16 protein-coding genes are annotated in these 11645 nt (G+C 59.1%); all 16 read right to left on the reverse strand.

What is annotated here, in order from left to right:
- Nucleotides 1–33 precede the first annotated feature (33 nt).
- From I9H09_RS24755 to I9H09_RS24830, 16 genes are read right to left on the reverse strand one after another with little or no spacing between them, the layout of a single operon-like run.
- Nucleotides 34–576: a tail fiber assembly protein gene (locus I9H09_RS24755; protein ID WP_116828072.1), complete on the reverse strand. Its 543-nt coding sequence runs from the start codon at nt 574–576 to the stop codon at nt 34–36.
- Nucleotides 577–583: 7 nt separating this feature from the next.
- Entirely contained in the window at nt 584–2746 is a 2163-nt protein-coding gene (locus tag I9H09_RS24760) for a phage tail protein (protein WP_236502543.1), read from the reverse strand.
- Nucleotides 2743–3348: a phage tail protein I gene (locus tag I9H09_RS24765; protein ID WP_024660490.1), complete on the reverse strand. Its 606-nt coding sequence runs from the start codon at nt 3346–3348 to the stop codon at nt 2743–2745. The genes I9H09_RS24760 and I9H09_RS24765 overlap by 4 nt, the downstream gene beginning before the upstream one ends.
- A gap of 1 nt (nt 3349) precedes the next feature.
- A complete protein-coding gene (locus I9H09_RS24770) occupies nt 3350–4231 on the reverse strand; it encodes a baseplate assembly protein (RefSeq protein ID WP_236502523.1) in 882 nt (293 codons plus the stop codon).
- Entirely contained in the window at nt 4228–4554 is a 327-nt protein-coding gene (locus tag I9H09_RS24775) for a GPW/gp25 family protein (RefSeq protein WP_024690888.1), read from the reverse strand. The genes I9H09_RS24770 and I9H09_RS24775 overlap by 4 nt, the downstream gene beginning before the upstream one ends.
- A gap of 3 nt (nt 4555–4557) precedes the next feature.
- Nucleotides 4558–4836: a hypothetical protein gene (locus tag I9H09_RS24780; protein WP_122325360.1), complete on the reverse strand. Its 279-nt coding sequence runs from the start codon at nt 4834–4836 to the stop codon at nt 4558–4560.
- A 42-nt stretch (nt 4837–4878) separates the two neighbouring features.
- Nucleotides 4879–5463: a phage baseplate assembly protein V gene (locus I9H09_RS24785; protein ID WP_054990875.1), complete on the reverse strand. Its 585-nt coding sequence runs from the start codon at nt 5461–5463 to the stop codon at nt 4879–4881.
- Nucleotides 5463–5990 (reverse strand): hypothetical protein, encoded by a 528-nt coding sequence (locus I9H09_RS24790; RefSeq protein ID WP_122347361.1) that lies wholly within the window; start codon nt 5988–5990, stop codon nt 5463–5465. The genes I9H09_RS24785 and I9H09_RS24790 overlap by 1 nt, the downstream gene beginning before the upstream one ends.
- Nucleotides 5983–6639, reverse strand: coding sequence for a hypothetical protein (locus I9H09_RS24795; protein WP_122347360.1), 657 nt, complete (start codon nt 6637–6639; stop codon nt 5983–5985). The genes I9H09_RS24790 and I9H09_RS24795 overlap by 8 nt, the downstream gene beginning before the upstream one ends.
- Nucleotides 6636–6950: a head-tail joining protein gene (locus I9H09_RS24800; protein WP_122347359.1), complete on the reverse strand. Its 315-nt coding sequence runs from the start codon at nt 6948–6950 to the stop codon at nt 6636–6638. The genes I9H09_RS24795 and I9H09_RS24800 overlap by 4 nt, the downstream gene beginning before the upstream one ends.
- A 2-nt stretch (nt 6951–6952) precedes the next feature.
- Nucleotides 6953–7174 carry a hypothetical protein gene (locus I9H09_RS24805; protein WP_031596562.1) on the reverse strand — a complete coding sequence of 74 codons (222 nt, stop codon included), beginning with the start codon at nt 7172–7174 and terminating at the stop codon, nt 6953–6955.
- A gap of 1 nt (nt 7175) precedes the next feature.
- Nucleotides 7176–8204, reverse strand: coding sequence for a major capsid protein (locus I9H09_RS24810; protein ID WP_004663036.1), 1029 nt, complete (start codon nt 8202–8204; stop codon nt 7176–7178).
- A gap of 12 nt (nt 8205–8216) precedes the next feature.
- Nucleotides 8217–8567 (reverse strand): head decoration protein, encoded by a 351-nt coding sequence (locus tag I9H09_RS24815; protein WP_122347358.1) that lies wholly within the window; start codon nt 8565–8567, stop codon nt 8217–8219.
- A gap of 13 nt (nt 8568–8580) precedes the next feature.
- Entirely contained in the window at nt 8581–9813 is a 1233-nt protein-coding gene (locus I9H09_RS24820; protein ID WP_122347357.1) for a S49 family peptidase, read from the reverse strand.
- Nucleotides 9814–9815: 2 nt separating this feature from the next.
- Nucleotides 9816–11417: a phage portal protein gene (locus I9H09_RS24825; RefSeq protein WP_122347356.1), complete on the reverse strand. Its 1602-nt coding sequence runs from the start codon at nt 11415–11417 to the stop codon at nt 9816–9818.
- 2 nt (nt 11418–11419) lie between these two features.
- On the reverse strand, nt 11420–11635 hold the full coding sequence (locus tag I9H09_RS24830) for a hypothetical protein (RefSeq protein ID WP_004663043.1): 216 nt from the start codon (nt 11633–11635) through the stop codon (nt 11420–11422).
- Nucleotides 11636–11645: the final 10 nt, after the last annotated feature.

Consider the following 11645-nt stretch of genomic DNA (forward strand, 5'->3'; position numbering starts at 1 on the left):
GCGGGTAAGAAAACGCCCCGTCAGTGCGGGGCGTTAGGTGCTTTGTTGATCGTCGTCGCTGACGTCCTGCGCAGGAGCTTCCGGCTTGGGCGGCTCATAAACGAATGGAACGGCAGGCGGCACCGGCCATTCAAAGTCCAGCGGATAGCCGGGCTTCGTGTCGAGCTGCGCGAGTTCGACGCGGTATAGCCGCTGCGCCTTAATCTCGGCGCTGATAGCAGGCAGCGCCGTTTGCTGCTCGGGCGTCGCGACGCCCAGATCAACGGCGTCTTGCAACGTTTCCAGCTCGACGACCAACTCGTTGATTCGCGCCGTAGCTGCAGCAGAAAGTCCGCCACGCTCGCACATGACCTGTACCTGCACCGTCTGGAGCGTCGGCTCTTGGACCTCACCAAACTCACCGGCCAGCGCACGTTCAAACAGCTCTACACCATGAGGCTCGGTATCGTGAGGAGAAGCCGCGAACGGCGTCTCTCCATAGATCTCGAACACTTCTTTGAACGCCACCATCAGAACGATGGACGAATGAGCCTGGTCGGACCAGCGAGGATCGCGAGCGCTTAATACTGTTCTCATAGTTAACCTAATTGATTCGTTGAAAGAGCGTGCGCTCAGTACCGTTAAACGCGCCATGAGCACGCCAGGTCCCTATGCCAATGGTTCCCGAGTTACTACTTGCGCCGTCGCCTGCAGCTGTAGAGCTGTAAAGAAGGTTGTTGCCGGGAATCGATGTACCTTGGTTTATAGAATTACCATATGTATTGATTACTCGTGCAAATGCATACTGACCAATGCCAGTCAGTCCAAGTCCCGCAACTTTCGTCGCCAGGTTAATATCGCTTATCAGATCGCCGTAATCAGCGCCATCTACTGAAAAACGAACACTGCCGGCATTGTTGTAACCTAGCCTCAGTTTGAAATTACCCATATTTGCGCCGCCACCCTGCTCTACAGGGGAGAAGCCTAGACGGGTCTGCAGGTAAAATATTCCGCCGTCGGACGACCGCCGCATATAGGGAAAAGCAACATCACCACTGGCAAACCCTACGTGGGTGATTGAATCAGCAATTGCGCGAGACGAGTCCCGTGCATCGACCTCAGCCTTGGTATACGCATTGTTAATCCCGTAGGCAGCAAGCGTGGAGCCTACGTTCGCTTTACTACTGGGGTCAAAATTGCCCGAGTACCAGAGATTGCCAAAGTCTGTTTCGTCAACTGTAATTTTAACGCCAACAGCGGAATGACCTATTTTTATCAGGTTGCTTTGCTGCCCGACTCCCGTGCCCGCTTGAACGGGAACATACCCCAGCCTTGTCTGCAGGTGGTAAACGCCGCCATCAGTGGATCGACGCATATAGGGATATTTGACATCATTGCCCGCAAACCCGACAACCGTAATGCTGTCCCCAGTCGCCTTGCCCGAAAGTCTTAGATCAGTTTCCTCTTTTGTGTAGCGCTGCGCGTCCCGAGTATCAACCTCAGCTCTTGTATACGTATCAGCCTTCGAATAAACCTCCGTCTTCAAGGCACGCTCAGAGACACGCCGATCAACATCTGCTGACGTATAAGCGTCATTAATACCGTAGCCTGAGAGGGTTTCAGCACGATCCGCTTTTTTGTCGGGGTTAAAGTTACTTGAATACCAGAGTTTCCCAAGATCTGTCTTATCAACAGTCGCTTTCAGGTCAGTCCCGCTCCATCCGATCTTCACCGCGTTGTCCAATTGGCCCGCACCGGTGCCTTGTTGCACCGCGGTAAACCCCAGCTTGGGTTGTAACGCCGCAACCCGCGTATCGATCTCGGTCTTGCTGTAGGCATCGGCAATGCCGTACCCGTCCAGCGTGGTCGGGTTGAAACCGGCCATCACCAAGCCGCGCCGGTCTACCGTGACCCGGTTGTAAATACCGGGCAAAACGCCAGTCGGACCTGCGACTTGCTCGAACACCAGCGCAGTCGTACCTAGGGTAATTGGCGCGTTGGTCGTCAACTGCCAGAGCGTGTCGAACAACGTGTCACCCTGCTCGACGCTGACCATCAGGTTGGGCGTCACCTCGGCGCTTGCATCCGCGTCAACAACGCGCAACCAGGCATTACCAGCGACGACTGAGTACAAACCATTGTCTTTGCCGCTAGCCTGATTTTTCACCAGTACCCGGTCACCTGCGACAAGCGAAATGCCATCGACCGTCTGAATGCCAGCAAGGACAATCGGGCCGGTGGTGGCAGCACGAACAGATTGTTTATTGTCGAGTTTGGAAAGCTCTTCCTGAATCCGCAGGTCCACAAAGGAACGTGTGGCCAGCACAACCGTTGGGTCAATGCGCAGCTCGACGTTGCTGGTATTGCTGACCAGCAGGTTGATGCGCACGATCTGTGTGCGCCCAGATCCTTGTGCCAGTGACGGTTTGTACGAGGGCGCGCAGTTCGCAACCGCCACCAGATCCCCATCCGTATCGTACAAGCCAATTTCACGAATCCAGAAGCCGCCCACCTCTGCCGGGATAACCTGCTCGGCGATGATGATCGCGTTGTTGGCTGGATCAACCTTGAGCTGGTTGAGCGGAGCACGGCGGCGCTCGTTAATAAGCTTCTTCTGTGTAGCATCTGGCACAGGGTCAGCACCATTGGCATCACCCACGCCCATTTGAGCTATTTTCCAAGGCACGCCGAGGGCATCGGCGTTGGCCTGCTTGGCCGCACCGACATTCGTCAGGGTGGCAAAGAATTGCGAAGTCTGATCGATCATGTGAAGACATCCAGAGTATCGATAGTAGTTTCACGCCCACCCAGCCCCATATGCCCCGTGACCTCGATGTCACGCGGTACAGGTGGGTAAACATCAATTTCGTCGCCTTCAGAGACCGAAGCGGCGAGGTAGAAACGGCCGGTCGTTTCAAGGCTGATGGCCAGTTCCAGCATATGACGGCTAACAGGCTTGGCGTCATCGATCAGGGCCGTCAGTTCCTGATACATCTCCTCGGTGATGCCGGTGTCCAGCACACCCACCTTGAGGGCAAAAGTACCGGGGATTCCCTCAGGTACGGTCTGCCACCACTCCAGGACATCAATGAGATAGCCAAGCGGTTCAACCACTCGGCGTATCGCACCAATCGTCCCCTTGCGTTCATGGATGAAGAACGACGCGGCAATGGCTGCACGCTTTACCGGCTCAGACCATGCTTCATCCCATCGGTCCACCGACCAGGCCCACGCCAGGTGATAGAGCAAGTGCGCGGGACAGGTCTGAGGGTTGTACAGCGTGCGCAAGGGAATCGTCGTGACTTCATCCGTGGCAACCTCAATGGCGCGCTCAAGCGGGGAGCTGTTGAGGGGGAGCAAGCTGGTCATCTCAACTACCCCGCGTCACGGTGAATGCTTCACACCAGGCTGCCTGCGCCTTGGTCGGACGGATGTCCGTCCAGTCCTGAAGATCAACCCGACTGACGCCGCTGATGTGCAGCTGCGCGTCAATGCCGGATCGAGCCACCTCAAGGCCCAAGCGTCTCCTGGGATTGACCCAGGCCCCCAGCCGGTTCTTGCATTCAGCCAGAGTAGCCTCAGTTTCAGGCCCGCTTCCCACCATGTGGACGACAGCATTAATGCGGTAAGGCAGAATCTCAGCGCTTTGAACAGTCAGGCGATCTCCTAGGGGACGCACGTCCTCGTCACTGAGGTTGAGCCGAACCGTCTCCAGCAGATCCGCATCGGCCGCACCACTGCCTTCCAGCGCAAGCACTGTAACCACGACTACTGCCGGGGCTGGGCTTTCCGCAGTGGCATCGGCCACCAAACCTGAGGCGTTGCGTGCGTGAAGGATGTAGCTGTTTCGTGGCCCCGCCGTGGTCAGTCCCTCGTAGGCAAGCTGGACACGTTCCCGAAGCGCATCGTCTTCTTCCATGACAGCTGCAGTGGGAGGCACTGCAACAGGGTCTGCAGCCTGGATCTGCAGACGTTTGAGGTTGACGTTGGCTGCCAACTGATCGAGATCAGCTTTCTGGGCATATGCCAGCATCAATGACTTCGCCGCATCGTTGACACGTGCCCTGTTCTGGAGCCGCCTGTAAGCCCCCAGTTCGAGCAACTTGGTGACAGGGTCGCTTTCCAGCAAGGCGCTCCAGTTGTCGCCCATGTATTCGCGAAAGGCGGCTAGCTCGCCCTGATACTCTTCTTCAAAGTCCAGGTCCTCAAGGACTTGCGGCGCGGGCAGCGCCGACAGTTCAATCAAGCTCATGCCGTCACCTCTAACACCGCATTGTCACCCAGATACGTCCCCTGCACTTCCAAGGTGACCTGGCCGTTCAGGACCGCAATCACCCTGACACGCTCAAGTCTTAGGCGAGGCTCCCAACGTCCGAGCGATCTGGCCACCTCGGCCTGCACCGCGCTTTTCCAGCCCTCGTTCACAGGCAGATCGACAAAGCGCCGGATCTTGCTGCCGTACTCCGGGCGCATTCGGCGGCTGCCCACGGGAGTGCCCAGAATGTCTTCGATGGACTGCCGCAGGTGCGTCAGGCCGGAGACAGGCTGACCGGTACGGCGATCCATTCCGATCATGAATTACTCCAGCGGCTCAAGGTCCGGATGCGCACGCAGACACTCCAGCGCGACCGCGTCATCTGCCTGCGCGGTGACAATGCCTTTGGCGACAGCCAGCGTGCGGTCATCCGGCAGAATCAGCGTGCGCGAGGTGAACAGCGTGTCTCGATACGTCCGCACCGCTACAGCGGGCTCGGGAGGAGGCACGGCGTCCGTGACTGATTCCGACGTGGGGGTGACCTGGCCTGTTGGTGCTGGCGGTTGATCACCAGAAGTCTTATCGATTTTTACGGTCGCCATGGGTTATCTCCAGACATTAAAAAGCCCGCAGTGCGGGCCGGGTCAGTGCTTGTGGTTCGGGGTGTTGCCACCAGTGTCGATGATCTGGCCACCGCCGCGAATATCACCGGCGACGGTGAGCGTTCCGCTGATCGTGACGTTTCCATCCAGCGTGATCGTGCCAGCCTTGGCGGTGATCGTTCCGGAGGTCACACTAATGGAGTCGTCGGTCACAACAGCCGAGCTGGCTCCGACGGTGACAGTCACCGTCCCGGTAGGCAGATCAATCGTGTAAGTGTTGGCCTGCCAGTCGTAGATCAGGGAACCGCCGTCGTCGAAGCGCCAGACTTCCACATGATCGCGGTTATCAGGCTGGGCACCTGCATTGCCATACAGCCCGGGAATGAACGTGCCTTGCGACACGTCACCGCTGGCACTGAGCAACGTGCCCTGCTCACCAAGGGTCGGTGCCCGCCAGTGTCTTGCGTTGCCTGCCGCCACGCTGTGCCAGCGCACCCATGCGCTGACCCAATCACCATCCGAAACACGGCATACCGGAGGTGATGCCGTCAGGTCCAGCGCAACGACATAGCAGTCCTTCACCACACCAGCCAGCATGCGGTCATGTTCAGCCAACGCGAAACTCATCACATGTCCTCAGGCGACTGGTACTGATCTTCGTTACCACGTCCGGTGTCCGGACTGAAGGCAAACACCAGAGTGCCAGGCGGCTCATTAGGCCAAGGCCATTCCTCTTCCCCGAGGTAAATCCCTTGGGTCCACTCGACGACCCAGACCGCGTAGCCGTCCAGCTCGGGACGCGACCAGTCCTGAGCGGCCCTAACGAACTCGGCGGGCTCGACCTCAAGCCCCCAGGTTTGTAGCCTCAGCAGGACAGCCAGTTGCGAGGCCGCGAAGGCCGCCTGCTGCTGGCATTGCTCGCGCTCGGACCCAACGATCACCCGTGCTTCGAAACGGGCAATCAAGGCCGTTTCCCCGGTGCCCTGATCAATGCCTGGCTCAAACTCCACCAGTTCGATCAGCACGGCCGGGACGGCAACCTGCTGAAGCATGTCCGGCATGGTGCCGACGTACTCAAGCCCAGCAATCGCGGCCCTGATGTGTCGTTCAATGGCTTCGTACAACGAATCAAGATTGAAGGTTTCATCAGACACGGGCAGTTCCTTTCAGGTACTTCTGCAGCTCGTAATTGAATTCCTGCTTGAGAATCTCCAGCAGTCGCTCATCTGCCCGTTTCACCCAGCTATCGAAGTGTGGCCTTGCCTCCTCCAGAGAAACTTTGGCTTTGGCCAACGGGAAGCGGCTGCCGTTTTCTTCAATGAAGCCAGAGCGGCGTTTGCCTTGCCTTGTTTCGGCATACGCATCGGAGTCAAAGTGCTTGCTCGCAGTGCGGATCCAGATATCGGGACTGCTGCCGTAGACCGTTTTGAAGAATGCGCCCTGATAACGGCGACCGGCAACGGATACGCCGGTACGGCTCTGTCGCGCACGGCCGATACGACTGGCAGAAATGGCATCCAGACCAAACCAAAGCTTGCCGCGCATCGCGCCACCGCTGACCGGGTAGGCCCGAAGGCGTTGTCGAACGGCTGCGACCGCGATGCGCTCTTGCCGCCCAACTGCCCTGGCAATGTGCGTGCGCAACCAGCGTAGCGTCTTGTTGATGGATCGCCGCTGAGCCGCTGCCGCAGCTTTGGGAACCGCTGCAGCAAAGTCCTTGAACGCTTCCAGATCAGCCGCAGAAGGCTGAAGGGTGATCATGCCGTCCTTGGCCGACTGTTTGTAGAAGCTGCCTATGCTCATCGCTTAAGCCTCAGGATAAGAGATACCCAGCCAGTACCGTCAGGTTCCAGTCCGACCAGGTCATACCGACCGCCACCATCCTGCTCAGGCAGGTCGATGGAGACAATCTGACCAATCGCAATCCCAGTAGCGTCGTGAATACGTATCGCGAAGTGCGGCTCCCTGATGCCGGTGTTGATGCGTCCGAGCTTGGGTTGCAACCACGGGATTGAAAGGAAACCCTCGATATCGCGTCCGTCGATGGTTGCGATATCGCCCAGAGATTCAAGGATCTGGGCGTCCATGTCCTCAGCCAGTTCTCGAAAGCTCATGATCAGTCACCGTCGGTGGCGTCATCAGTATCGCCACCGCTAGCTGCCTGGGACTGGATGGCCTCTTGCGCCCGAGGGTCCGTGCTCATGGCGATACGCCCTTCTGCCACCAGCGCATCCTCCATCTCTTTACTGGCCGGAGTGTATGGGCTGCCTCTGACGATGACGTTGCGTCCCTCCTGAATGCAGCCGTCCACCACGATATAGCCGGGCTTCTTGGCCATCTCACACCACCTTGGCGTAGATGAATGCGTCCGGCTCCAGCAAACCGGCGAGTGCCGCGCTCTGAAGCTTCAACCAGCGAGCGCTCGGCTCCTGAGTAGTCCAGCTTTTGGGGAAGCGTGCCGCTTCGACCAGCCCGCTCTCGATGGCTTCCAGATCCTGAATCGCACCGTAAAGCATGGCGTTACGCGTGGACGTCGCGCCCAGAATCAAGCCGCCTGCTGGAATCATGGGCTGCTCATCGCCCTCGTCATCCAGATACCACTCGTCATAACCGTAAAGGTCGACGCCCGGATCGTTCAGGTAGCCCAGATAGGTGACGCCGTCCGGCAACTCTTCCGGCTTGATCAGGCCCATGTCGACGCGGCGCGTGTTCAGTTGCTTGATGACCGTCAGGTTGGACTGGAACGCATCAAGCGCCTCACCGCTCAGCGCAGCAGTGTTGGCAGTGCGGCCGGAGTCTTTGGCAATCTTGCGTTTCCAGGTGCGCAGGTTACCAATCGGATCAGAGTTGTCGGTGCCCCACTGCCCGGTGCCCAGCGTGATTTTGTGATCGTTGGCCATTAGGAAGTCGATTGTGTCATCAACGCCGTCGCCCAGCACACGGACCTTGCCGGTGGTCAGTGCCTGGGCACACATCCACTCCTCGCGACGAATGATCTCGTCATCCAGATCGCGCAGATCCTTGCCCAGCATCTGGCCTGCCCGCTCCAACGGCGACCGGCTGGAGAAAGGGTTGTCCCCTGCCGAGCGTTTGAGGACCAGCTCAGCGGTCGTTTCACGCTTGGGCTGGATGTACGGCGGCGCGTAGGAGTCAGTCCGGTAACCGTCACGCAACGAAATGCTGCCGGGCAGGCGCGGATGAACAAACGGTGCCATTTTGCGCTGGCCTTTGACGATATCAATGTCCACCGTTTTGGTGGGGAACGTCACGGGGCTGCCACCATTGAAGAACGTGTTAAGGAGAAAACGTCGCGCCGTGGGCATCTGCTCGACGGCTTCAAGCATGGTACGGGTGTCAAAAATATCCATCAGAAGCTCCGGTTAACGAATGAACAGGCACAGCGGCCGCAGGGCTGCTTTTGCTTTGGCGAGTGACAGGCCTTCGCCCAACATGAGCTCAGAGCCCAGCACCTCGCCGGTGAGAAGGATCGATGCTGGAAAAGCGCCGCCGGTGGTATCCACGTCTTGATCAAGCACAGCCTTGGGTGCCTGAGAGCCGTTGTCGGCCGCGGCGGCGCAGAGCAGGTACTCGCCCGAGGCGTCCACCTGACCGAGGACCGCACCTCGCTTGAGCTTCTGGCCTGCCGCAATGATTCCGGTCTCAATCACCACAGGGAATGCACCTGCAGAGAGATGACTGGGGACGTAGGTCTGACGGGTTGGATTACTCATGATGTTCTCCTGATCAGCGACGCGAAGCGCCCGCGACAATGGCTCCGACTACGGCTTTGCGCTCACCCTGAGCGTTGCCATCGGCGGGTGTAGAGGTCGATGCACGGGTGCTATCGGCCTTAATGGCGCTCAACGAAATGCCACGGTCCTGGGCGGCCTTGAACAACTGCAAGGCGGTTGCCTCGACCGAGGCCCCGGAATCAATGGCCGCCGTGATCTCGGCCTCGAAGCCCTTACTGGCCAGACCGTTGATGCCCTTGATGCGCTCACGCTCAGTGGTGACCGCCTGCGTGCTGGCTTGCGTACGTGCAGTCTCCAGTTCGGAATGGCTGGCCTGGGCAATTTCAATGGTGTTTGGGTCGGTGCCAGCGGCCAGTGCTTCGCGCAGCTGCGCGGTGGAGTTGACGGTGGTCATAGTGAATGTCCTCGGTTGTGTCGCGGCCGGTTTGGCCAGTTCGGTAATTAGTCCTTCCAGCGAGCCCAGGCGGTGAGCAAGGCCCGATTCAACGGCTGCGACACCTACTCGCAAGCCGCCAAAATCTCCCATTGCTGGAACAGCGTCGGATGCCACACCAAGGTTGCGGGCGACCTTGGCCACAAACACTTCGCCCATTGCGTCCACGGTTTCACCGACCTTGGCACGTCCCTCTTCGGAGGCCATGTCGAGCCGTTTGTTGGGGGCGTTGCGGCTGACAATCTGGTAGCGCTTGCGGCCGCTGCTAGCCTCCCCCTCGACCACGGCTTCCACCACAACGCCGATGCTGCCGAGCAACGCCGTCTCATCGATGACAATCTCGCTGGCCGCAGAAGCCAGCCAGTAAGCAGCGCTGGCCCCCGTTCCACCGACGTAGGCCACAATGCGCTTACGCGCACGTCCCGCATGGATCTGGTCAGCCAGTTCGTTGATGCCCGCCGCCACTCCGCCAGGGCTGTCGATGTTGAGGATGATGGACTTGATGCTTGGGTCATCCAGTGCCGACTGCAGGTCGGTGGCCAGTACCTGGGTGCTGGTCGCGCCACTGATCTCGGTAAAAAGATTGGCGTAGCGAAAAACCGGACCGACCACTGGGATGATGGCGACGCCGTTGCGAACGCTGACCGTGCGGCTGTTCTCCAGCCGAATACCGGTTTTGCTCTCCAACGCACCTGGATCGCCCATGCGGTCGGCAATGGTCAGCAGGTTATCCAGGGCGTCAGGCAGCATCAGCCAAGGCTGCGATGCAGCCAGCTCCAATGCGCGGGGCATGGTTATTCCTCGTTGGATGGTGTGGGTGGGTCAGCGATGACGCCGCCTTTGGGCAACATGTGCAGGTTGTCGGAGCGTCGCTGCTCAACTTCGCGAACACGCTGGCGGTAGACCTGCTGCCAGGGCTCGCCCGTCATTGCGGCCGTTTCGAGGGTTTCGTTGCTGACCCCGATTTCGATTCGCTTACCGGCTGCATTGGCCTCTTTGAGCTCATCGATAGCGCCTCGCGCCGGGCCGATCCAGATCCCCTGACAGTAAGCTTTACGCTTTGCAGGGTCCGCGTAACCCGGCAGGTGGATCAGCCCTCTCGCCACGGCCTCATCAATGATCAATTCACGGCTGGGCTGACAGAAGTCGCAGGCCAGCCACCAGCGCCGAACGCTGTAGAACCGCCACGCCTGCAGCATCGCAGCGCGAGCCGCGCTGTAACTGCTGCTGTAATGCAGCAGCAACTCTTCCATCGGTTGCTCGAGCGCCGCGCCGATCTCTTTCACGACCGCCGTGAAGAAGGGGTCGAACTGGGCATTGGGTCGAGCCGGATTGGCAACCACCGGCTCCTCGCCCATTCCCAAGTCGACAATGGCCCCCTCCCCCAATGCCAGCTCACCATCGTCGGTGGTATCACCACCCGCGCCCTCGTTACCCATGGCGGACATGGGCAAGTTGGAGACGTTGAAGTCGTTGTTCTTTTTGATGAACACGGTGAACATCGCCGAGATAACCGCCGCCATCAACTCAGCACTGCTGTAGCGCTCCAGCTTCTGCAACGGCTCCAGCACCGGAGCCAGATAAGGAGCGCCTCGCTTCTGGCCTGGCCTTTCCTTGTCCGACATGACATGCATGACCCGACGTCTGCCGGTCACATCACCGAAAGCAGGCAGTCGCTCCCACGCTAGGCTCTGCCCTGCCAAATACTCATTGGGATAACCGTTGCAGACGTGATACGCCAAGGGGGCTCCCAACCGATCAAACTCCACACCTTCAACCATGTTTGCGCGGTCCATGCCCCCGTCCGGATTGCAGACACGATCCGATTCGATCAACTGCAAACGGGTGCTGAAGATGCATCCCGGACGTTCATCGTCGGGGCTGGCTATCAGGACGTCGCCGCATACCATGGCCGATATGAGCACCAGCGCCTGCAGTTGGTAGTGATTGAGCGTGGCTTCGGCATCACACTCGCGGGGGTCATCGGCGTACAGCGACCAGATCCTATCCAGTTGAGCATTGATTTGCTCGGCCTGCTGCTCGTCGATGCCCACCGCGACATGATCAATCTGGGCACGGCAGACCAGTCCGGTTCCGACCACATTGGTACGCAGACGGGTGATAGCCGCCCGAGCAATCAGGTGGTTGCGCATGGCATCACGCGACCGGGCTACCAGCATGCGACGCTCGCTGTGGTGCAGGTCGCGCCTGGCACTGCCCAATCCCGGAATCCAGCCTGCCATGCTACGCAACACACGGGATGCGCCGCGCCAGCGGGTTTCAACCCCGCCACCGCCACCCTGCGCTTTGGCAGGCGACCCTTCAGACACAGACTTGGCGAGCTTGAGTGCCTCTCGCATCAACAACTCGGCAGGGTCTTTACGGAAAAAACCCATAATCAAATCACCATGTAGGAGATGCGATTACGCCCCCTGCCCTGCAGCGATGCTTGCTCCAGCGCGACCTCTTTGGCGTATTGCTGTTCCAGCAAACGCAGACTGTCGAGCTCGGCCCGATAGATCTCGCGATCCGCTCGCTTCAGCCGCTGACCCTTTTTGAGGACGTCAGAGATCGCCGCCCGTACTTGCTCCAGGCGCATTTGTGCGTCAGTCATGATTGAACCT

Source organism: Pseudomonas tremae, assembly GCF_023278125.1.
GTDB lineage: Bacteria > Pseudomonadota > Gammaproteobacteria > Pseudomonadales > Pseudomonadaceae > Aquipseudomonas > Aquipseudomonas tremae.